The following is a 23,170-nucleotide window of genomic DNA, read 5'->3' on the forward strand; positions in this document are numbered from 1 at the left end:
TGTTCGCCATCGCCGCTCAAATAGGAAATAACGACATTTATGCAACCCCCATCATCTCCGCCAACGTCACCAGAAAGCCTTCTACAGCGATGTCATGCTATTGCAGGTTTGTCATTGGGAGAGTTAGCCGAGATGGCAAATATCGCTATTCCAGCTAATCTTCAGCGTCACAAAGGCTGGCCAGGCATGCTCATAGAAAAATGGTTAGGGGCGAGTGCAGGCTCAAAACCTCAGCAAGACTTCCCTGAGCTGGGTATTGAATTGAAAACTATACCCATTGACGCTAATTTTTCGCCATTAGAAACAACATATGTATGTTTTGCACCGCTGCTCATGCCCCCTGGCATTACATGGGAAACTTCAAATGTGCGCAATAAATTACAGCAAGTTTTGTGGTTGCCTATTGAAGGAGATAGAGCCATTCCGCTTGGGCAGAGAAGAGTCGCTACCGGTTTTTATTGGCGACCCAATGTACATGAAGATGCGCTGTTACGAAGCGACTGGGAAGAATTAGTTGAGCAAATTTCTACAGGACAGGTTGAGACGATCACCTCTCGCCAGGGCGTAGCACTGCATATCCGGCCGAAAGCTGCGAACGGCAAAGTACTCACAGATGCGTTAGGACAAGAAGGCCAGCGCATAAAAACACGCCCGCGAGGGTTTTATTTGCGTAAGACATTCACCCACCAGATATTGTCAAACGCCTTTGGCGGTTAGCGGTGGCAGCGGTCGTGCCACCTATTTTAGCGTTGTCGTATCGAGGTGCTTCACCAAATAGTCGCTCAGAAACTTTTCTGAATTCACCCCAATCCGCTTTGCAACCGCTTCAAGCTTGGCGTCACTGCGCAGCAACACGTTTTTTGCGTATTCGAGGCGATAGTGGAAAATAAACCGCCTGAAGTTTTTACGCTCTGTCAGCTGTAAGGCCAATGCTAGCGATGTGGGGTCAATGTCAGCCCCCTTACAAAATTCATCTAGCGTTAAAAATCGCTTTTTGTACGCTTTTGAACCTATGGTGTAGCGCTCGGCCTTAGAGATAACACTACTATTCTCATAAGGTGACGCTTTACCTTCGTCTAACCGTTCATAGTCTAAAGGAGACGGCGACGTGCGTCGTATGAACGTTAGCGAAAACAGCACGACCAATAATGCCGTACCTATCATTAAATGATGAAAGCTTTCCCAAAACGGTACAGGGAAAAAGCCAAACGTAGCGGCGGTAACAAGCAAAATACTCATAAATGCCACTCCCACTAAACTTCCCATCACGCCAGCCAACTTGGGCATTTTTAGGTTTTTAATATCCACAGCCTGCTCTGGAAGATGCCTGTGATACATCTGAATATGCTCAGTAATTAAGATACCTATCAGCAATACACTAAACCCAGTTAACAGCGACGCGATATAGGCAGGCCATAGCAGTAATGGCTGCCCCGTGGGAGAAGCTGCTAGCCACTGCTGTTTGTCTTCAATGGGGATTAAAAGCACGGTGCTCTGAAATACAGCGGTAATAATCACTGGCCACCACAATCGCTTTCTTGATGAGGGGTAAGCCAATAACATGGGCTTAATTGCTCGATAGCAACAGGTGATAGCTATAACTGCAAACACGTCTGATAAGCCATAAACAAAAGCAAATTCGGTAGCTGAAGCTAGGCGCAACCATTCATCTAACATGAAAAGAGGCCAGCAAATAAAAGCAGCGCTCAGCCAGCGCTTATTGCGTAATCCCTCTTTTCGCAAAATTAAACGTGCTAGCCCGAATACATAAATGCCTATCGACGCGTAGAGAATGTAACTAAAAATAGCTGAGGTCATCAGCGCCCTCCGTCCATGAGAATTACACTGCCATCTGGAAACTTACCCATTTAGCCCGGCTACCAGTAAATGTCGCGCTGCATCGCAACAGAACGCGTTCGTTCCATAATGCGAATAAGCGTAGACAGTTTTTCCGCTGTCCATTTACGCACTTCATTGTGAGAATCAACCTCGGCATCATCTATCGACTGCTTCAGCATTAAGAGTGCGTTGAGCTCATCAATACCGGTAAGCAGATCTAACCAGGGAGCACGAAAATTTCCGCGCTCCTCTACAAACAAGTCGCCTAAAAGAAACCCACTCCATAGAGTCTGCCTAAGCACAATTTCCACCGCGCTATAGTTAACAGGTCCCATGGTTTTGCTAAGCGGCATGCTTTGTTGAACTGTCTGCCACCCCTGCGACAACCACCCTTTTGCGTGCTCAAGCACAGGATGGTCGAAGCCTGTCGCCTCACTTTGCCAAGGTTTGTTTTGTATCAGGCTGATGGCCAAGAGTTTGATATCGGTCGCTTCGTTGTCAAAAAACAACTTTTCGGGCTCATGAGCATGCATCAACCCTGCCTGACGCCCTTGAAGATAACTAACCACAGCGGGATGCTTGCTCAATGTTTTACTAAACATGCTTTTCTTAGAGAGAAGATAGCGAAGGCTCTGCAGATCATCTTGCCATCCCCACTTTTCTGCATGAGCCACTAGCTTTTGATGCAGGGTTAATAATTCTGGACATTGCAACACCGGGAGATAAAGCGATACGCTTTGTAGCAGCAGTCGAACGCTTTTCGCAACTTCCCCAAGCATTTTAATGGACCCGCTTTCACAAAACACATGTTCATGATGCTGCCAATGGGCCAATGCGGTTTGTACAGCATGACAAAACGCATCTTCTGTTGTGGTACTTTCTTCTAGTGAGAGAAAGTCCGGTAAATGACGTATTTTTGCATTGAAGCCGTGGAGCAGTTGATACCCTTGTGCTGCTTTAGAGACATCGCTAAGCCTAACTGGCATATTGTTATTTATTAGCGCGGCCAGCGAAAACAGACTGTTTATATCGCCAGACATTAACTCAAGCTCTATCTCGTTAATCGATGAACTGGCCTTTTCTGTTGTCGCCTCGCCACAATCCAGCACGATTTCAACAACGCTATCGCCGATAGTGACCACGTACGCATTTCGCGTGAAATGGGTACTAAATTGCTTTGATAAGCTGGCATTTTTTGCAGCTATATCCCACCCCTGCGGCCACACGTTATTATCGAACAAGGCCAAATCAGGACGTGAGTTTTCCAAGGCAACGTTATATTCCATACGTTTGTGTAAGCCGCCGCTTACTACACCGTTGGTCTTCAAGGTTTGCTCGTACTCACCGTTATTTCCACGAACTCTAAACCCCATTTTATTATTTTGAAAGTCGAGTTTATCCGTGTCGTAGTAGTCATTTTCCAATCGCATTTCGCGATGTGAATTGACGTTTATACTGTGGTTTTCAAAAAGAGGGAGGACCCGTTGAGTAAACGCTTGGTGAGCATCGTCACCTGTTACAAATTTTAATTCTATTTCTGACATGGTTGCGCAAGGCACAGCTTATGATGCTGACACCATACCTCTGTCACATACTTTTCGCAATGCTACAGCGTTTTTCTGGTCTTCTAAATTTAGACAAAAGTGGAACAAACTTGCCTTTATGGCGGTCAACCAATACCATCTTCACGTTTTAAATTCTTAAATTGGACTTCATATGATTCGAAAGTGGTTAGCAGCAGCCCTTATTGCATGCTCTTTTCAAGCATTTTCGCTACAAGATACCGCTGATTTAGAAGCGTCTTCATCACACTATATAAGAGATGATTTGTTTATCTTTATGCATACCGGACCTGGTCGCAATTATCGCATTCTAGGTTCAATTGAAGCCGGGACGCCTATTACTGTTCTAGCAAGAGACAATGACGCTGAGTTTACGCAGGTTACTGATCCTGAGGGTCGTAAAGGCTGGGTAGAAAGTAAATTTGTGTCTAACACAATGTCACAGGCAGAACAGCTACCCATCATTAGCGAAAAGCTTGCTCAAAGCCAAAGTGGTCTGCAGTCGGCACAGTCGGAAAATGCAAAGCTTCGTCAGCAGCTTAACGACGCTCGTCAGCAGGTGTCTAAGCTTACTACTACCAATGACGAACAGGCATCTCAAATTATTCGACTTACCGCACAAGTTGAAAGTGCAAGCAAGGATGAATTGGTGACATGGTTTACCCGTGGTGGCATGGTAGCCGGTATCGGTATTCTACTTGGCGTGTTGATAACCTACCTTCCAAAGCGCAAACGTCGAAATAGCGAATGGATGTAACCTGAACGCATTTTGGCGTCGCCAGGAACAAGATAGCAAAAAAATGGCCAGCATACTGCTGGCCATTTTTATTCGTGAAGCATTATTCCCTTTATTTATTCATCATCTTCAACAAGGGTCATCAGTGAGGTGTTACCACCCGATGCTGTTGTATCGATGCTGATCGTTTTTTCAGTCATCAAACGCTGAATAAGGTTATCGTTATATTCTGCTGTGATAACAGGCAGTATTGCGCCTTTGCGAGATGACAACATAGCCGAGATTCGAGCTGTACGTTCAGTGCTTGAATCTACTACAACACCTGCTAAATCTTCATCCATCAATAACGTATCTAAGTGAGCTAGACGGGCCACTTGGAACAAACCTTTAGGTGCACCCGTCGATTCAAACTTGTTCTGAATTTCTACCGCTTCTTCATAGAAAATCTCAGATACCACTGACACTACTGGGTTGCCGGTTGAAAGTGCTGTTACTACAGACAACAACCAGTATTCAAACGTTACTTCTTTATCGGCAAAACAGACCAGAATACCGCGCGGCTCTAGGTAAAGCTTGTTCGACTCACCTGTTGGCCCTGGCAGAACTTGTGGTTTAGCGAGTTTGCGCTCAACGCTTATTAGCTGCTGACGGGCTGTCGCCAACGTGCGGTTTAAATCATCTGCAAGCTCATCAACGATGTCGACTTTCGCGATTTTCGCCAGAAGCTGACGCACCATCGAAATACGGTCATTCAACGGCGTATGACGCCACTGAACTTCTACTGCTTTGGCTTTATCCATTATCACATGCGCGCGCTCAGCAATCTCTTCATCACCTACTAGCGCTGTATCTGTGCCATCTACATCATCGATATGTGAAGGCTTAGGTGTCGCGCGCTCCATCATCAAACGAGATAAGTAGTTTGGACCACCTGCTTTTGGACCCGTTCCAGATAAACCACGACCACCGAATGGCTGAACGCCAACAATAGCCCCAATAATATCGCGGTTAATATAAACGTTACCTGCACGGCTCTTTGCGGCCAGTTCATTAGCGCGTTCTTCAATGCGCGAATGAATACCCATCGTTAGGCCGTAACCTGTGCCGTTAATTTGCTCTAGCACGTTATCAAGTTCTTTCGACTTGAAGCGCACAATGTGAACCACTGGACCAAATACTTCTTTTTCTAGCACATCGATGTTCTTAATTTCATACAACGTTGGTGGGAAGAAGGTTCCTTTTTTAAACGTCGCAGGCATTTCCGAGCGATAAAGTAATTTCGCCTTATCTTCCATCGCTTGTTGATGGTCGGTCAAACTCTTCAACGCTTTTTCGTCAATAACAGGGCCAACATCGGTAGCAAGCTGTGTTGGGTCACCTACCGTCAGCTCTTTCATCGCGCCAATAAGCATTTCGATAAGATCGTCAGCAATTTCTTCCTGAACGTAAAGCACACGAAGTGCAGAACAGCGCTGGCCGGCGCTCTGGAACCCAGAGCGAATGACATCATCAACCACCTGCTCTGGCAGTGCAGTTGAATCGACAATCATACAGTTTTGACCGCCCGTTTCTGCAATAAGTGGTACCTGTTCGCCGCCGCGCTCTGCCAGCACCTGAGAAATAAGCGTTCCCGTTTGCGTTGAACCTGTGAACATTACCGCTTTAATGCGCTCATCTGGCAGTAAGGTTTCACCCACTTCTTTACCTGGCGATACAATAAGTTTTAATGCATCTTCCGGTAAACCTACCGAGTGCATAATGTCTACTGCGCGCTGGGCGATGATGCTGGTTTGTTCAGCAGGTTTAGCAATAACCGTATTACCCGTTGCTAACGCCGCGGTAACTTGCCCTAGGAATATGGCTAATGGAAAGTTCCATGGACTGATACACAAAACCACGCCGCGAGGTAGCAAACGCTGATCTTCCGCTAGTTCTTCAGCCCGTACTGCGTAATAACGGCAGAAGTCTACCGCTTCACGTACTTCATCTATACTGTCTTGCGCAACTTTACCCGCTTCGCGCATACAAATAGCAATAAGCTCGGCCATATGACGCTCAAGCGCATCCGCCGTGCGATTTAGAATTTCAGCGCGTTCGCTCACATCACGCTTAGACCAAGCTTCAAAACCTGCATCAACGTCATCTAACGCCTTACGCATATCGTCTGGCGTCGCGTAATGGTGATAACCAACAATGTCGCTGTGATCCAGAGGGTTTAATACGGGCGTAGCGCCTTCCGGTATTTCGCCATTGGCTTTGTAGTAGTCCTGCCAACGCTCTAGTTCATGTTTCAAAGCAGTAACAGCATTCGTGTCGGTAAGGTCTAAACCACGCGAGTTATCGCGCTCAGGCGCATACAGCCCACGTGGAGTTTTTATTAACTTGTTATAACGCACCTTCAAGCGCTGCGTTTTTTCTACTGGGTCTTCGAGCAAAGACTCAACCGGTTTTTCGTCGTCAACGATGGCGTTTACAAACGACGAGTTCGCGCCGTTTTCAAGAAGACGACGTACTAGGTAGGCCAATAGATCTTCGTGTTCACCCACAGGCGCGTAAACGCGACATTGAATCTTATCCTGTGTTACCACCTGATCGTAAAGGGTATCGCCCATACCGTGTAGACACTGGAACTCAAAACCTTCTTTGTCATCACCAGCAAGCTCAACAATCACCGATGCGGTGTAAGCATTGTGTGTCGCAAACTGCGGGTAAATAGTATCGCGGTATTCAAGTAAGCGGTTTGCACAGGCGTGGTATGACACGTCGGTTGATGACTTACGAGTAAATACAGGAAACTCTTCAAGACCTGCTTGCTGGGTAAGCTTAATTTCCGTATCCCAGTATGCCCCCTTAACCAGACGCACCATCAATGGGCGACCTACCTCAAGGGTAAGTTCACGTAAGTGCTCTATAACGTGGATTGCGCGTTTTTGGTAGGCCTGTACGGCCAAGCCAAAGCCTGTCCAACCGTTCAGGTCTTCATCGCGAAATACGGCTTCGATGATATCTAAAGAAAGTTCAAGACGATCCGCTTCTTCAGCGTCTACCGTTAAACCAATATCGTATTCTTTCGCCATCATACACAGCGCTTTTAAACGCGGAGGAATTTCTTCCATTGCGCGTTCGCGGTGTGAAAATTCAAAACGTGGATGAATAGCAGAAAGCTTTACTGAAATGCCCGGCGAACGCTTTGGTCCGCGTCCGTTGGCCGCTTTACCAATAACCTTTATCGCCTTCACGTATGCATCGTAGTAACGCTCAGCGTCGCGCATAGTTCGTGCGCCTTCACCAAGCATGTCGTACGAGTACACGTACCCTTTGGTTTCTTTCTCTTTAGCGCGGTCGACTGCATCCTCAATGGTTTCGCCCATAACAAATTGACGACCCATAACGCGCATGGCAATGTTCATTGCACGGCGAATAACAGGTTCACCCAAGCGTCCAAGTGTTTGCTTCAGCAGGCCAAACTGTTCTTTCTTACGCTTGTCGGCATAGTTCACCATATTGCCGGTGAACAACAAGCCCCACGCAGATGCGTTTACAAACAACGACTCTGAATTGCCAAGGTGCGGCGTCCACTGTCCTTGGGAGAGTTTGTCGCGAATAAGTTCATCTTGGGTAGCCTTGTCTGGCACGCGTAGCAAAGCTTCGGCCAAGCACATCAATACCACGCCTTCGGCAGTAGACAACGAGTACTCGTTCAAGAGTGCGTCTACGCCACCGTGCCCTTCTTGTTCGCGGCGAATTTGTAGCACCATCTTTCGCGCTCTCTCCCACGCGCGACTGCGCGCACGAGGATTAACTTCGGCAATAGGAAGAATTTGATCTACAGCCACTGACTCACTAATGCGATAGTAGTCTCTTATGCGCTGGCGTAGGGGTGAAGTTGTATGAAGTGTGTCGTTAATGAGCATCGCAACCCTTTCATAGAAATAGCTGTAATAAAAAGCGTTCCCGCCGTGTATGACTACTCACGGTTACATGGAAGCGTGGAAAAAACAAGCAAAGTCGAAACCCTGCTTTGACGTATCGTTAATCTTTAAACTTTATACTTTTGGATGAAGATCACGACGGCGCCAAATTTGCGCGGATGGTAGCACAGAAAAAAGCCCTGCCAAGCCCCTGTCAACAAAGTTTTTTCAAACCCGTGTCAAGCTGCATAGCCAGTGGGTTAGATGACATTTAATAACATGTCGCAGACACATTTTTTTATCGTTTTTCTTACTGCTTCACGAAGCCTTTAAATTGTAAAAAACATATGATTTTAGACACGTATTTTTAAGCTGTTAGAAAAAAGCATTTAATAAAAAAACGTCTACACTTAGGTAAAACTAGAATTAATAGTTAGGTTTTGCCTTATGTGGTTAAGAAAATTTAGTTTGATACAGCGCCTAGGTATCATCGCAGCGCTCATCACGCTGTTATTTGTTTTACTTACAGCGCTGGTTTTAAACAGGCACTACGAAGCTCTAAAACAAAAGTCATATGATGAAAATCAGCACCTCGTCGAAGTCGTTCACACTATGCTCGCCAGCTTTGCTGAGCAAGAGGGTGTAGCTGAAGACACGGCTAAAAGTCAGGCACTCGCCGCCGTCAAAGCCCTCAGATACGACGGCAGCAACTACTTTTGGATCCAAGATCAAACCCCCTCCATGGTTATGCATCCAATCAAGCCAGCGCTCGACGGGCAGGATCTACGCACTTTCAAAGACGGCAACGGAAAGCCATTTTTTGTTGAAATGGCACAAAGGGTAAAGGCGCAAGGCGACGGTTTCGTTGATTACGTATGGCCACTCCCAGGTGAAGAAGTCCCAACAGATAAAATCTCTTACGTGAAAGAATTTAAACCGTGGGGTTGGACGGTAGGTTCAGGGATTTATCTGACAAATCTTGAAAAAGAATACGCCCATTTGCGTAACGTCATTATTGTATTCTGTGTGGTGAGTATTATTTTAGTGGTTCTGCTTATTTTTGTTATTGGCGGCAGTATTGTAAAACCGGTTCAAGAAGTTACAGAACGGATGAAGGATATCTCGCAAGGTGAAGGTGACCTAACCCGTTCTCTGCCAGAATCAGGGCAAGACGAAATTACGCGATTAGCACGCTACTTTAATGAATATACTGAAAAAATGCGTCAATCCTTATTGGGTATTCGTGAAAACATTAATTCGCTCACTCAGCAGGCAGAGTTAGTAGAGTCGTCCAGTCAAAACAGTAACGCGCAGGCCCAAACACAGAACGAAAATATGCTTCAAGTTGCTGCGGCAATGGAAGAGATGACAACGCAGATAAATGACGTGAGTAGCAATGCCGATTCAGCCGAGAAGAGTACTAGCAGCGCAAGAACAAATGTGCAACAGGGTGCAGCGGTAGTAGATAGCACTGTAGAAGACATTCGCTCATTAACCTCTGATATTGAAAGTGTTAGCCGTGTGGTAACTGAGCTGGCTGCACAAACAGAAAGTATTGGGGCGGTGCTTGATGTAATTCGGGGTATAGCTGAACAAACCAACCTACTGGCTTTAAATGCTGCTATAGAAGCGGCCCGGGCTGGTGAACAAGGTAGAGGTTTTGCTGTCGTCGCCGATGAAGTTCGTACACTAGCCAGTCGCACAGGTCAAAGTACCGATGAAATACAGGCTATGATTGAAAAATTACAAAGCAACGCGAAAAGCGCAGTAGACGCTGTGAAAGTCAGTCAAACAGCCTCTACCAAAACCGTTGATAATGCCATTCAAGCAAATATAAACTTGCAAGAAGCCGACCGCTTAATGACAGAGATTGCTGATATGAGTAGCGAGATAGCAAGAGCCACTGAGCAACAGGCAGAGGCCGCTACCGAGGCCAACATGCGTATTAACGCGCTATCGGGTGCTGCTGATATTAGCCTGCGCACTGCAGACGAATTAGCGGCCGCCAGTCAGGCATTACGCAGCAGTTGTTTATCGATCATGGATATTGCAAACCGCTTTAAATTATAAATCGTGTGATATTAGCGTTCGCTATGGAAGAACGCTTGACCGATGCAGAGTAGATATATTTTTAATAATAAAAGTCTAAAAAGTGGCTGGCCTTTACTTTCGATAAGTAAAGGCTGCCTCACACACCGCTTCCTATGTTAAATAGGCTACCTCAGCGCCAAGTTGTAGGGCAACTTCAAGCATTTCAAATTTGAAAAACGATATGTCGTAATCAAGCTCTACAGTGTTGATTGCAAAATAACCGCTCAATTAAACATTCTGTATGCTCGCTACGTATGGAAGATTGCTGCTGTCTGCATTACACTGATTGGAACCAATGTTAGCGGTCTTTCGCACGCTTTCTGACGATTTCAAGAGCAAGCGCAAAAAATGAAGTGCAAAAGCAAAAGTTGCCAAGTGCTTTAATATCAAGGAGTTGAAATATGAGTAGTGGTTCAAAGGGTAAGCCTATTTTACTGTGGGTTGTTGGTTTTTTTGTGTTGTTGTTCCTTGTGTACTTTTTGTTTGCCAACACCATTATTAAGTCGATTCTTGAGTCGAAATTGGGCGAGTCCTATGGCGCTGAAGTTAATATCGATGAATTCGACCACTCCCTTTTTCCCACAACGGTTACACTTAAGGGTATTGCGTTAACTAACCCTACCAAGCCTTCTCACAATCAAGTGTTCGTAGGCGAGGCTAATGCCGATGTAGAATTAAAGCCTCTGCTTGATGATCAAGTTATCGTAAACAATCTCAACCTGCTAGAGGTACAATTCGATACCGAGCGCCCTTCACAAGGCGAGGTTTATCGCGTCCCACAGCGCTCATTGTCGTTTAACGAAATTAAAGCAAAAGCGAAAGAGGCTGTCCCCACGGTAGATGAGCTACTTGCTAGAAATCCATTAAAAACCACAGCGGCGATTGAAAACGCCAAAGCTGCTTACGCTACTTATGGTGAAGGCCTTAAAGCTGACTACGAATCACTTCCTGATAAAAAACGCATTGAATACTATAAAACTCAGGTCGCACAACTGAAAGAGACCAACTACAAAGACCCGCAAGCATTGGTACAAGCCAAGTCGGCATTCGACAAGTTGAAAGAAGAAATGCAGGCCGATCGCGCGCTTATAAGTAACTTTACTGAAAAAGCCAGCGACGCCAAGAAAGCATTAAGCGAGAGTGTTGAGGCACTTAAAAAAGCCCCGCAAGAAGATTACGCCCTGCTTCAAGGTGTTATAGCTGGCGATCAAGCTGCCCTTTCTCAGGTTACCTATTTTGTATTTGGCGATAAAGCCGCCGAATACACCGAATACTTAATGTCTGCAATGCAAATCGTGATGCCGCTCATTCAAGGGGAAGAAAAAAGCGAAGCACCTACCGAAGTGCCCTCAATTCTTGTAAAAGAAGCGAACGTGTCAGTGCTATGGCAAAACGAATCTATTATCAGTAAGTGGAATAACATTACTAACGTTCACGAAGTCTTTGGCAACCCTACTACCTTTACTATTGAGGCAGCGGGAGACTTATTAAAATCATTTACCTCTAGCGGTGAATTCTGGATTGACGGCAACGGTGTTGATGCCAGCCAAGTGTGGCAATTAGCCGGTGTAAATATGTCTGACATTCCATTCAGCGGCAATGAAACGCTAAATGCTGTGCTGAAGTCTGCCTTGATGAAAACCAATGGCTCGATGAAAGTAACTGATAACATGCTTACTGGTACAGGCGAAGTTGACCTTGAGCAGCTTGTTATGGAAGCAACAGGTACAAGCGACGTTACCAGCGCTATCGCGCAAGCGCTTCAAACTCTCACGAGTTTAAATATGACCATGTTGCTTGATGGCACCCTTTCAGACCCCGACTTTAATATAAAGTCTGACCTTGACAACAAGTTGGCTAAGGCGGCGCTTTCACAGCTAACCGGCAGCCAAAAAGATAAGCTCGATGAACTTAACAACAAACTCAACAGCATGATTAGCAGCGAGCAATCGCTTTTATCTGGTGAACTCGTTGATGTAAACAGTATGCTGAGCGCAGCCCAAGGCGACAGCGCCGCGCTTCAAGAGCTTCTTCAAGCGCAGCTTAGCAATGTTGTAGATCAGCAAAAAAACAAATTACTGGATAAATTAAAAGGGAAATTGGGGCAAGGTGAGTAAAGCACCTTTGACTCAACGCCGCTTCGCGGCATAATAAGACACAGCAGAGGCATCGCGCCTCTGTTTTTTTCCGCTCAACCATATAGTCAGGTGAATCTGTGTTACAAGGTAAATGGCTTCCTATTGTATTGTTAGTACTGTTAGGTTTACTGCAATACAGACTGTGGTTTGGAAAAAACAGTATTCCCGATTATTTCAACCGAAAACAAGAAGTTCAATCGCAAGCGCTTCAAAACGCGAACCTTGCCCAACGCAATGCCTTACTCAAAGCCGATATCAATGATTTAAAGATAGGGTTAGAGGCTATTGAAGAAAGGGCGCGAAACGAACTAGGGCTGATTAAAAAGGGAGAAACCTTTTACCGTATTTTGCCCGCAGATTCTAAGTGAAAAAAATGACATCTCCCCGCGTTGTTGCGGTCATCCCCGCAGCAGGAGTTGGCAGCCGAATGCAAGCTGACCGCCCCAAACAGTATCTCACGTTAAATGGCAAAACGATCCTTGAACACACGATTGACGCATTATTGGCGCATCCGCAGATTGACGACGTTGTCGTTGCAATAAGTCCAGGCGACGTCTACTTCGATAGTTATAAATTACGCGATAAGCCTATTCGCGTTGTTGAGGGCGGAAAAGAACGTGCAGATAGTGTGCTTAACGGCATCATGATGCTAAGTGAGAACGACTGGGCTTTGGTACACGATGCCGCAAGACCCTGTGTGGAAGATACCGACATTACTTCTCTTATCGCATTAATGGACAGCAAAGACGTTGCTGGCGGTATTTTAGCTACACCAGTTAGAGACACCATGAAACGTGTTGCCTCTTCAGGCAATGTGATTTCTCATACTGAAGATAGGGATGGCTTGTGGCATGCTCTCACACCGCAGTTTTTTCCTGCAAAATGGCTAAAGGCTGCTCTTTTAGATGGATTAGCGCGCGGCGCTAATATTACTGACGAAGCATCAGCGATGGAGCTTGCGGGTTACAAGGTGGCATTGGTAAACGCGAGCCCGGCGAATATCAAAATTACGCACCCGGCAGATCTCCCTTTGGCAGAATTTTATCTTAAGCAAAAATTTAGCGCACACAGCTTTACAGAAAAAAGTGATAGCGCGAGAAATCAAAAGGCACAATCATAATGCGAATTGGACACGGTTTTGATGTACACAAATTTGGTGGCGATGGCCCCATCACAATTGGTGGAGTGAGCATTGATTATGAACAGGGACTCGTTGCGCACTCTGATGGTGACGTACTTCTACATGCGCTTTGCGACGCCATGTTAGGTGCCGCAGCACTAGGAGATATTGGCAAGCACTTCCCGGATACTGACGAAGCATACGCTGGTGCAGATAGTCGCGTTCTGCTCCGTCATGTCGTTAATGTAGTCAGTGAAAAGGGCTACAGACTCAGCAATGCAGATATGACAATTGTCGCCCAAGCGCCTAAAATGGCGCCACATATAAGCCATATGCGTGAAATTATCGCAAAGGACTGTAACGTAAACCTTGACGATATCAATGTTAAAGCCACCACTACTGAGAAGCTAGGCTACACTGGGCGCAAAGAAGGCATAGCCGCCCATGCTGTAGTACTACTGGAAAAACTATGAAGCCGCTACACACTGACCACTGGCAGTATTATTACGCAAAACCTGTATCAACGGGCATTTTCAAATTTCAAGCTGACGACTTTCAAGTTGTAGAAGACCTTGGCTATATGCCGTGCGGTGAAGGCGAACATCAATTCGTATTTGTTGAAAAAACGAATACCAATACCGCTTTTGTTGCTGAGCAACTGGCTCGCTTCGTAAATCTTCCTTTGCGCCAAATAACCTACGCTGGTCGCAAAGACAAATATGCGGTTACTCAGCAGTGGTTCGGTATTCACGCACCGGGCAAACCGGATTTTGACTTTAGCAACTTTGAGTTAGAAGGCGTTAAAGTACTAAAACAAATACGCCACAATAAAAAACTACGTACAGGTCAATTAAAAGGTAACCACTTTACCATTACGTTACGTCAGGTGCTGCATCCTGAAGCGATTGAGGAGCGCCTGCGAGAAATTGAAAAGCACGGCGTCCCCAATTACTATGGTGAACAGCGTTTCGGCGTTATGCGTTTAAATGATATGGGTGAGGTTCAACGAGGTGGTAATCTTGTCATGGCCGAACGCATGGTAAATGGCGAAACCATCAGGCACCGCAATAAACGCTCTATGGCACTTTCTGCGCTGCGTAGTTGGTTATTCAACGAGATGTTGTCTGCCCGTTTAGAACAAGGTCTGTTTGACAGCGTGCTCCAAGGTGATGCTTTAGTTCTTAGCGGTTCAAATAGCTTTTTTATAAATAATGGGCCGACAGGCTCGCAAGAGCAACAAGACGCGCAGGCTCGTTTTGACGCGAAAGACGTGTGCCCCTCTGCACCGCTTTGGGGTAAAGGTGCGCTCGTTAGTCAAACAGACGCATTAACCCTCGAGCACTCGGTAGCTGAACAAAATAGTGAAGTTATCGACTTTTTGAGCCAATGCGGCGTTGAGCAAGAACGTCGAGCAATAAAAATTTGGCCTTCACAGCTTGAATGGCAGAGTAAGGGTGATACATTTACTATCTCCTTTGCGCTTCCTAGCGGCTGTTTTGCAACGTCAGTCCTTAGGGAATGTGTGGAAACCTTATCCCCCATTAATAGGGTTTAAAAAACGAGTAAGCGTGGCGCGCAACCATTCATATCTCGCGTAGCTGTTAATAAGAATAAAGGAAAGTACGCAACATCATGAGAGCTTCTAGAAAAGGAGACGCGTTAGCACAACTGCTTTATAACGAGGGAATACGTTCGCAGGCAGTGCTAAACGCCATTGCTGGCACGCCGCGGGAGAGCTTTCTTCCCGATGCGCTTAAACACAAGGCCTATCAAAATACCGCGTTACCGATAGGCCAAGGTCAAACTATTTCGCAGCCTTATATTGTTGCGAAAATGACCGAGCTACTGCTTGATAGCCCCAACAAACCTGAAAAAGTGCTAGAAATAGGTACGGGGTCGGGATATCAAACGGCTATCCTTGCGCAGCTTTTTGCTAAAGTGTTTAGCGTTGAACGTATAAAGTCTCTTCAATTTCATGCGAAACGTCGAATGAATCAACTCGACCTTCACAATATTGCAATGAAACATGGTGATGGTTGGAAGGGCTGGGAATCGAAAGGGCCTTATGATGCCATTATTGTAACTGCAGCAGCAGCTAGTCTTCCGCAAGATTTGTGTGATCAGCTAAAAGAAGGTGGGCGATTAATTATACCCGTAGGTAACGAACAGCAATCGTTGCTTTGTATTGACAGGATTGAGGGTGAACTAAAAACATCGACCATAGAATCGGTTCGATTTGTTCCTCTTATAGCAGGAGAGCTAATGTGAAGCTTTTTGAGCCATGTTATGACATGGCATTGCGCTGGGCGCGACATCGTCACGCAACCAAGTATTTAGGTGGGTTAAGCTTCTCGGAATCCGTATTTTTTCCTATTCCACCGGATGTGATGCTTGCACCAATGGCGCTTTCCCAGCCAAATAAGGCTTGGCAATTTGCCTTTATTACTACCATTGCATCTATCTTGGGTGGCATTGCCGGTTATTGGCTAGGTTATTTCGCGTTTGACGCATGGCTTTCGCCGCTAATTAAGAACTGGGGTTATACGCACAAAATCGATACCGCCATGCAGTGGTTTAAAGATTATGGCGTTTGGGTCGTCTTTCTTGCCGGCTTCTCTCCTATTCCTTATAAAATTTTTACGGTAAGTGCAGGCTTTTTGCAAATGGCGTTCTTGCCCTTTGTCATTGCTTCAGCTGTGGGGCGAGGAGCCCGTTTTTTCCTTGTCGCAGCGCTGATGCGATGGGGTGGCGCAGCCATGGAACAAAAGCTACGACAATATGTTGAGGTGCTTGGCTGGATTGTCGTTGCGCTTGCAATCACCGCTTATCTACTACTGCGATGACATGCACAGGCAACTGCTATATTTAGGGTTGGCATTATTCGTTAGCACATGGGTAGCTGGCTGTGCAGGGCGCACAGCACCTGCCCCTGTAGTTCTTTTAAATAGTCAAGTTCCCGATGGCAGCGAAGAGTACATCAAACCCACCTATAAAGTTAAACGGGGAGACACCCTGTTTGCCGTTGCTTGGTATACGGGTAATGACTACCGCGACATCGCAAAATACAATGATTTATCAGCCCCTTACACTATTTTCCCGGGCCAAACATTAAGGTTATCGCCCAGACTAGATATCGCTAGATCCCCCTCGCAAAGAGCACACAAGACCAATCAGTCAACACCTCCGACCACAAGAAAAGTAGACAAAAGTTTGGTTGACCGCCCTGCTCCACAGGCGTATGTTGAAAGTGAAAAAAATGTTAAACCACAAAACGTTAAGACTGTCAAGAAGCCGACAGGTGGTGTCAAAAAACAAGCACCAGCAGGTTTTCCAGACAAAGTCAAAAGGTGGGTATGGCCCGCAAAAGGTAAACTTGTCGGTACCTTTAGTAAGTCGGAGTCAGGTAACAAAGGAATTGATATTGCTGGTGCTAAAGGAAGTAAGGTATTAGCGGCAGCAGATGGAAAAGTTGTTTACTCAGGAAGTGCACTTCGCGGCTACGGTAATCTGGTAATAATAAAACATACAGATACCTTTTTAAGTGCTTACGCTTATAACGACACTATTTTAGTAAAAGAACGAGAATGGGTGTCTGCGGGGCAGCAAATTGCAACGATGGGTAACAGCGGAACAGATTCGGTAAAACTTCATTTTGAAGTTAGGTATAGAGGGAAATCATTAGACCCTATGAAATACCTGCCAACATTAAAATAATAAAAATAAATAATAACAATAAAGACAAAGGAGATACGTCATAAGGTAAACCTTGTAGCAGGAGATTCACCATGGGTAAGTCAAACAAAGCCTTAGAATCAAAACCTCAAGATGACTTAGAAGTCATCGATATGCCAGCTGATATAAAAGCTGACGAAACCTTAATAAACGACGCTGACCTAGAAAATGATGAAGCCATTTTTAGTCAGGATGACCAACCTAAAAACCTAGATGCCACACAGCTTTATCTGGGCGAGATTGGTTTTTCACCATTGCTAACCGCAGAAGAAGAAGTTTATTTTGCGCGCCGCTCACTGAAAGGCTGTGAAGCCTCTCGTAAACGAATGATTGTAAGTAATCTTCGCCTTGTTGTTAAGATTGCTCGCCGTTATAACAACCGTGGATTAGCACTTCTCGATTTAATTGAAGAAGGTAACTTAGGGCTAATTCGTGCTGTAGAAAAGTTTGATCCTGAACGTGGATTCCGCTTTTCAACATATGCCACATGGTGGATTCGCCAAACCATCGAACGCGCAATCATGAATCAGACACGTACTATTCGTTTGCCTATTCATGTAGTGAAGGAACTAAACGTTTATTTACGTGCATCCCGTGAACTCTCTCAAAAGCTTGATCATGAGCCAACTGCAGAAGAAATTGCAGCAGCCCTTGATAAGCCCGTTGAAGACGTTACAAAGATGCTTCGTTTGAATGAACGTATCACATCGGTCGACACGCCAATTGGCGGAGAAAACGATAAAGCGCTACTAGATATCATTGCTGATGAAAAAGAGTTCAGTCCTGAAGAAAGCTTACAAGACTCTGATATTAAAAGTAATATTGTGAATTGGCTTGAAGAGCTAAACCCTAAACAACGAGAAGTATTAGCTCGACGTTTTGGCCTGATGGGGTACGAGCCCTCAACATTAGAAGATGTAGGTGCGGAAATTGGCCTAACACGCGAACGTGTGCGTCAAATTCAAGTGGAAGCACTTCGTCGTCTTCGCGATATGCTGGGTCATCAAGGCCTTTCACTAGAGAACTTGTTTGACCAAATGAAGTAGCAACTGCGCACTACATAAAATGCCAGTGTTGTAAGGTTTGTGAGAGCCCTACGACACTGGCATTTTTTCATCAAACGTGAACAAACTTGCCTAACGCACACCAATACGTGTTTCACTTTACGTCACTACTTTTGCGAGAAACGTCAATCTATTGCTTTGATCTATATGTGGGCTAACGCCCCTGATTATATAAAAGCGCGACGCTCTTATATCTTCTCGATTACGCTCTTGTTAGCGTTACGAATGTGTAGTCATGTGGGTTTTTTTCATCAGCGCTATGGTGTTCTTTTGATAGTTCGCTCCAATTTGCTGATGCTTCGTAGTCTGGAAACTGAGTATCTCCCGCAACGTCAAGCTCAATATGGGTTAAATACAAGGTGTCGGCTTTATCTAAGAAAGCCTGGTAGATGGTGCCACCACCAATGACCATTATTTCTTCAACGCCATTGCTAAGTGCTTTGGCTACCTCGAAGGCTGACTCGGGTGAATCAACAACGGTTGCGTCGGATAGGCTATAGTCTTTGTTGCTCGTGATAACAATATTTGGCCTGCCAGGCAGTGCTTTACCAATAGATTCATAAGTTTTGCGCCCCATGATCACCGCTTTACCAAGCGTGATGGCTTTAAAGTGTTTTAAATCAGCCGGTAAATGCCACGGCATATCATTATCTGCACCAATAATTCTGTTTTGAGCCATTGCAGCAATCATTGCTATTTTCATTTTTCTACCTTCACGCTAAGTTCAAGTTAAAGCGTTGGCAGTATAATACCAATCCGTATAGATAAGTACCCACTCAGCGAGATTTAAAATGTTCGCAATCGCGGCGTGTTACCGTAGGTATAGTGGTTCTACATCGAGGTGACGCAGCAAAGAGAATTTCCCATATATATAAAAAAAGCCCGCATTTGCAAGAGCAAATATGCGAGCTTTATCGGTGTTGCATTTTTTGAATTAAATGCAATGCCTGTACCTGGCGAATGTAAGTGCAGTTTGAAAACGATTCCTTAACGATGTTTCGTTTTCAGCGACTGTATCTTAGCGACGATACTCTACTTCAACATCGTAGTCGTCTTCATCCCAGTCGTCGTCATCGAGATCGTCACCTAAGCCATCTTCAAACTCGTCATGAGCCTCAAGCGTATTCTTGTGGTATGTATCCCACTTAAATTCTACTTCTTTCTTCTCTTCTTCTACTTCCATCTCAACAGGAAGCGTTTCGATGAAGTTCATCACGTCGTTACAAAGCGGATCGAGGTTTATTTTTTGAAACGCGGAGATCTGATAGACCGGACCTTTCCACTCTAGCGCGTCTATAACGTGCTGACAGCGCTCTTCTGCTTCTTCTTCTAGTAGCAAATCTACCTTGTTAAATACCAACCAGCGCGGCTTTTCAGCCAGTTTAGGGCTGTATTTCTGTAGCTCTTCGATAATAGCTTTTGCATTTTCCGCAGGATCTGTTTCGTCAACAGGGAAAATATCGACAATGTGAAGCAATATACGACAGCGCTCAAGGTGCTTCAAAAAGCGAATACCTAACCCAGCACCGTCTGCCGCACCTTCAATAAGCCCAGGGATGTCGGCTATCACGAAGCTGCGCTGTGAATCTTGACGAACCACGCCTAGGTTAGGCACTAGCGTAGTAAACGGATAGTCAGCCACTTTCGGCTTAGCTGCCGATACAGAGCGGATGAAGGTTGATTTACCCGCGTTAGGCATACCAAGCAAACCTACATCTGCTAGAAGCATAAGTTCTAACTTAAGGTTGCGAATTTCACCCGGCGTACCGTTAGTCTTTTGACGTGGAGCACGGTTAGTACTGCTTTTGAAACGAGCATTACCTAAACCATGAAAACCGCCTTGCGCCACTTTAAGCTTTTGACCATGACGAGTTAAGTCGCCTAATACCTCGCCAGTGTCACTGTCAGTAGCACGCGTACCTACAGGCACCATAACGGTAAGGTCTTTACCTTTTTTACCAATACAGTTTCCGCCTTGGCCGTTTTGCCCGCGCTCTGCACGGTGAAAACGCTCGAAGCGATAATCGATCAATGTATTTAGGTTTTCATCGGCTTGTAAGAATACACTGCCGCCGTCACCACCGTCGCCACCATCTGGGCCACCTTTAGGTACGTATTTTTCCCTTCTAAAGCCAATTGTACCGTTGCCACCGTCACCGGCTTCAACGCGAATTTCAGCTTCATCTACAAATTTCATTTATCACTCCGGGCTTTAATGCCGTGGGTTATTAACTTAATAATGCGAACACTAAGTTTACACCAAAATGCTCAATGACGCTTTCGTGTATGCTCAGTATTCTTAAAATCGAAAACTAAAACCTTGTATAGCGTGAACTCATCATTGAATTTAAACGCTATTAAATAAGAACAGAAAAAGAAAGAAAGGTTTCACAAAACAAAAAACCCCGCAAGCGCGGGGTTTTTCTAAGCCTGTTCGGCGAGAAGCTTTCGCGCTTACTCAGCTACGATGCTTACAAACTTACGGTTTTTCGGTCCTTTAACGTCGAACTGAACTTTACCGTCTTTTAGTGCAAACAACGTGTGGTCTTTACCGATACCCATGTTGTCACCAGCGTGGAAACGAGTACCACGTTGACGAACAATGATGTTACCAGCAAGAACAGATTCGCCACCAAAGCGCTTAACACCTAGGCGTTTACTCTCTGAATCACGACCGTTTTTGGTACTACCACCAGCTTTTTTGTGTGCCATGTGTTCGTGCTCCTATTATGCGTTGATACCAGTGATTTTCACTTCTGTGAACCACTGACGGTGACCCGCTTGCTTACGAGAGTGCTTACGACGACGGAACTTAACGATTTTTACTTTATCGCCACGACCGTGTGTAACAACCTCAGCTGTCACCTTACCACCAGCAACGATTGGTGTGCCGATTTTTACGTCGTCACCGTTGCTTACCATTAAAACTTTGTCAAATTCAACCGATTCGCCTGGGGCTACTTCGATTTTTTCAAGACGAACGGTTTGGCCTTCGGCCACACGGTGTTGTTTACCGCCACTTTGGAAAACCGCGTACATAGTTAACTCCGCTCTGCGTCCACTGACGCTTCAATTCAAAAAACAGGGCGCGAATTGTACGTGAAACATCCGTAAATCACAAGCCCGATTCGCAGAAAAAATGATTATTTTTCCAACATGGGGCGAATTATGCCTCAATTGCTTATTTGATGCAGCTTCAAATGCGCATAATCATTGAAAAAACATCAATTTTTTTTAGAAAATGAAACTTAATTTCGAAATCTCAGAAAGAAAACATCGAGCTTTGAGCGGGTTTTATTGGCTAACATCGTATGGAAAACGCGTGGGATCCCGCGTCGCGGATCGGGTAATCTTGAAACAAAGATAATGGCGATCTATTTACGATCCCACGTTGAGATCGCATTACCTCCTTATATCAATCAGCTTCCTATCACGCTATCGCAGTTTTAATTTCTCGCCATCGCCGTTGCCCTAACGCTTAAGCCGATCTTTACTACACATATTGTCGATGCCGACAAACTTCTGCATTTCTTCAAATTACATGAGGCACCATACTTTTATCAAAAATATGCTTTTGCCTTTAAAAATGATGGAAAGCGCCTAAAAAACATAAAATATAGTATGTGGGCTCTCAAAATAAGCGCGTAATGACTTAAACTAAATGAAATTGGATTTTAAAAGAAGGGATACGAGATAAGGCCTTTGGCTAATCGTATTTTAAAAATTACACGCAAAAACGTTAAGCCGTCATTTTTTAAGACAATTTGGTGGATAGTATAGGTGATTAAGGTACAATCGCGTTTAAATTATTGCCCAAGACGTAAGAGTAAGTATTTATTGCCATGCCTATGGATATAGTTCAAATCCGCGCCCTGTCTAATGACGATATGCAGGCGGTCAACCAGCTGATACAACAACAAGTCGACTCTGATGTTGCCCTTATCAATCAGCTTGGTTTTTACATTGTAAACAGTGGCGGCAAACGCTTACGCCCACTTCTTACCGTGTTGAGTGCCCGGGCAATGGGTATCGATAATAACGACCATCATACGCTTGCAGCTATTGTTGAATTTATTCATACCGCTACTCTTTTGCACGATGATGTGGTTGATGAGTCAACCATGCGACGAGGCCGAGAAACGGCCAATGCTATTTTCGGTAATCAAGCCTCGGTCTTAGTCGGCGATTTCCTATACACCCGCTCCTTCCAAATGATGGTGAGCCTTAAGCGCATGCGCGTAATGGAAATATTGTCGGAAGCCACAAATCAAATTGCTGAAGGCGAAGTTCTGCAATTGATGAACTGTAATGATGCAAGTACGACAGAGGCTCGTTACTTCGACGTCATTTACGGTAAAACAGCCCGCTTATTTGAGGCTGCGACTCAACTTGCTGCAGTGCTTACTGATCAAGATGAGCATATTGAGCACGCGATGCAAGAGTACGGCAAACACCTAGGTACCGCCTTCCAGCTAGCTGACGATATTCTTGACTACATGGCAGACAGTGAAGAAATGGGTAAGAATGCCGGTGACGATTTAGCAGAGGGCAAGCCGACGCTACCATTACTTTACGCCATGTGGCATGCGAAAAATGAAGAAGATAAAGTACTGATTCAAGAAGCCATCGAACAGAGCAATGGTTTGCCTCATTTAACGCGCATTCAACGCATTATGGAAGAAACCGGCGCGTTAGACTACACACGCGAGTGTGCGCAAAAAGAAGTGCAAATGGCCATAGATAGCTTAAATGCCATTAACGACTCTGAGTACAAAGAGGCGCTTATTGCGCTGGCGCATATTTCAATTGAGCGCACAAGCTAGGGCGTGTGGTAACTAACACGCCTTTTTTGCTGTTAAACTTAGAAAAAATACAAAACGTGGGCTTTCACACTTATTGGTACACAAAACATCTCTGGTGCTTTAACAAGCCGTTTTAGTAAACATTTTTTCTGCATCAAATAAATATTACAGCGAA

The 23,170-nt window shown here is 45.2% G+C and carries 20 protein-coding genes; 13 read left to right on the plus strand and 7 right to left on the minus strand.

Annotated features, from left to right (window positions below; translation table 11 throughout):
- Window positions 1-39 precede the first annotated feature (39 nt).
- Window positions 40-717: a DNA mismatch repair endonuclease MutH gene (gene mutH / locus GVO62_RS13000; protein WP_159119610.1), complete on the plus strand. Its 678-nt coding sequence runs from the start codon at window positions 40-42 to the stop codon at window positions 715-717.
- 21 nt (window positions 718-738) lie between these two features.
- Here the strand turns inward: mutH and GVO62_RS13005 are convergent, their stop codons facing one another.
- Window positions 739-1,818, minus strand: coding sequence for a DNA mismatch repair protein (locus tag GVO62_RS13005; RefSeq protein ID WP_159119611.1), 1,080 nt, complete (start codon window positions 1,816-1,818; stop codon window positions 739-741).
- A 59-nt stretch (window positions 1,819-1,877) separates the two neighbouring features.
- The gene (locus GVO62_RS13010) at window positions 1,878-3,383 is read right to left on the minus strand and encodes a CYTH domain-containing protein (protein WP_159119612.1); all 1,506 of its coding nucleotides are present in this window, start codon (window positions 3,381-3,383) and stop codon (window positions 1,878-1,880) included.
- A gap of 172 nt (window positions 3,384-3,555) precedes the next feature.
- Between GVO62_RS13010 and GVO62_RS13015 the strand changes: the two genes are divergently transcribed.
- On the plus strand, window positions 3,556-4,158 hold the full coding sequence (locus GVO62_RS13015; RefSeq protein ID WP_236547154.1) for a TIGR04211 family SH3 domain-containing protein: 603 nt from the start codon (window positions 3,556-3,558) through the stop codon (window positions 4,156-4,158).
- 95 nt (window positions 4,159-4,253) lie between these two features.
- Here GVO62_RS13015 and putA read toward each other — a convergent pair whose 3' ends face one another.
- The gene (gene putA, locus GVO62_RS13020; protein ID WP_159119613.1) at window positions 4,254-8,051 is read right to left on the minus strand and encodes a bifunctional proline dehydrogenase/L-glutamate gamma-semialdehyde dehydrogenase PutA; all 3,798 of its coding nucleotides are present in this window, start codon (window positions 8,049-8,051) and stop codon (window positions 4,254-4,256) included.
- A 444-nt stretch (window positions 8,052-8,495) separates the two neighbouring features.
- Here putA and GVO62_RS13025 point away from each other — a divergent pair, with 444 nt between their 5' ends.
- The 10 genes from GVO62_RS13025 (at window position 8,496) to rpoS (ending at window position 18,175) form a co-directional block, all read left to right on the plus strand.
- Window positions 8,496-10,118 carry a methyl-accepting chemotaxis protein gene (locus GVO62_RS13025; RefSeq protein WP_159119614.1) on the plus strand — a complete coding sequence of 541 codons (1,623 nt, stop codon included), beginning with the start codon at window positions 8,496-8,498 and terminating at the stop codon, window positions 10,116-10,118.
- 422 nt (window positions 10,119-10,540) lie between these two features.
- Window positions 10,541-12,256: a TIGR03545 family protein gene (locus tag GVO62_RS13030; protein WP_159119615.1), complete on the plus strand. Its 1,716-nt coding sequence runs from the start codon at window positions 10,541-10,543 to the stop codon at window positions 12,254-12,256.
- Between the two features lie 98 nt (window positions 12,257-12,354).
- Entirely contained in the window at window positions 12,355-12,645 is a 291-nt protein-coding gene (ftsB, locus tag GVO62_RS13035) for a cell division protein FtsB (RefSeq protein WP_105930820.1), read from the plus strand.
- Window positions 12,646-12,650: 5 nt separating this feature from the next.
- Entirely contained in the window at window positions 12,651-13,397 is a 747-nt protein-coding gene (ispD, locus tag GVO62_RS13040) for a 2-C-methyl-D-erythritol 4-phosphate cytidylyltransferase (protein ID WP_159119616.1), read from the plus strand.
- Window positions 13,397-13,870 (plus strand): 2-C-methyl-D-erythritol 2,4-cyclodiphosphate synthase, encoded by a 474-nt coding sequence (gene ispF / locus GVO62_RS13045; RefSeq protein ID WP_105930821.1) that lies wholly within the window; start codon window positions 13,397-13,399, stop codon window positions 13,868-13,870. The genes ispD and ispF overlap by 1 nt, the downstream gene beginning before the upstream one ends.
- Window positions 13,867-14,952 (plus strand): tRNA pseudouridine(13) synthase TruD, encoded by a 1,086-nt coding sequence (gene truD, locus GVO62_RS13050; RefSeq protein WP_159119617.1) that lies wholly within the window; start codon window positions 13,867-13,869, stop codon window positions 14,950-14,952. The genes ispF and truD overlap by 4 nt, the downstream gene beginning before the upstream one ends.
- A 77-nt stretch (window positions 14,953-15,029) precedes the next feature.
- On the plus strand, window positions 15,030-15,665 hold the full coding sequence (locus tag GVO62_RS13055) for a protein-L-isoaspartate(D-aspartate) O-methyltransferase (protein WP_159119618.1): 636 nt from the start codon (window positions 15,030-15,032) through the stop codon (window positions 15,663-15,665).
- A complete protein-coding gene (locus GVO62_RS13060) occupies window positions 15,662-16,240 on the plus strand; it encodes a YqaA family protein (protein WP_159119619.1) in 579 nt (192 codons plus the stop codon). Before GVO62_RS13055 ends, GVO62_RS13060 begins: the two co-directional genes overlap by 4 nt.
- A 1-nt stretch (window position 16,241) precedes the next feature.
- On the plus strand, window positions 16,242-17,111 hold the full coding sequence (locus GVO62_RS13065; RefSeq protein WP_159119629.1) for a peptidoglycan DD-metalloendopeptidase family protein: 870 nt from the start codon (window positions 16,242-16,244) through the stop codon (window positions 17,109-17,111).
- 71 nt (window positions 17,112-17,182) lie between these two features.
- Window positions 17,183-18,175 (plus strand): RNA polymerase sigma factor RpoS, encoded by a 993-nt coding sequence (gene rpoS, locus GVO62_RS13070; RefSeq protein ID WP_105930826.1) that lies wholly within the window; start codon window positions 17,183-17,185, stop codon window positions 18,173-18,175.
- Between the two features lie 220 nt (window positions 18,176-18,395).
- On the opposite strand, the gene folA is transcribed toward rpoS, so the two are convergent.
- The 4 genes from folA to rplU form a co-directional block, all read right to left on the minus strand.
- Window positions 18,396-18,884 (minus strand): type 3 dihydrofolate reductase, encoded by a 489-nt coding sequence (gene folA, locus GVO62_RS13075; protein ID WP_159119630.1) that lies wholly within the window; start codon window positions 18,882-18,884, stop codon window positions 18,396-18,398.
- A 327-nt stretch (window positions 18,885-19,211) separates the two neighbouring features.
- Window positions 19,212-20,390: an Obg family GTPase CgtA gene (gene cgtA, locus GVO62_RS13080; RefSeq protein WP_105930828.1), complete on the minus strand. Its 1,179-nt coding sequence runs from the start codon at window positions 20,388-20,390 to the stop codon at window positions 19,212-19,214.
- 257 nt (window positions 20,391-20,647) lie between these two features.
- On the minus strand, window positions 20,648-20,905 hold the full coding sequence (gene rpmA, locus GVO62_RS13085; RefSeq protein WP_012517170.1) for a 50S ribosomal protein L27: 258 nt from the start codon (window positions 20,903-20,905) through the stop codon (window positions 20,648-20,650).
- 15 nt (window positions 20,906-20,920) lie between these two features.
- Entirely contained in the window at window positions 20,921-21,232 is a 312-nt protein-coding gene (gene rplU / locus GVO62_RS13090; RefSeq protein WP_105930829.1) for a 50S ribosomal protein L21, read from the minus strand.
- A gap of 809 nt (window positions 21,233-22,041) precedes the next feature.
- Between rplU and ispB the strand changes: the two genes are divergently transcribed.
- Window positions 22,042-23,016 (plus strand): octaprenyl diphosphate synthase, encoded by a 975-nt coding sequence (gene ispB / locus GVO62_RS13095; protein WP_159119631.1) that lies wholly within the window; start codon window positions 22,042-22,044, stop codon window positions 23,014-23,016.
- The last annotated feature ends 154 nt before the right edge of the window (window positions 23,017-23,170 follow it).

This window comes from Alteromonas sp. KUL150, assembly GCF_009811475.1.
Lineage (GTDB): Bacteria > Pseudomonadota > Gammaproteobacteria > Enterobacterales > Alteromonadaceae > Alteromonas > Alteromonas gracilis.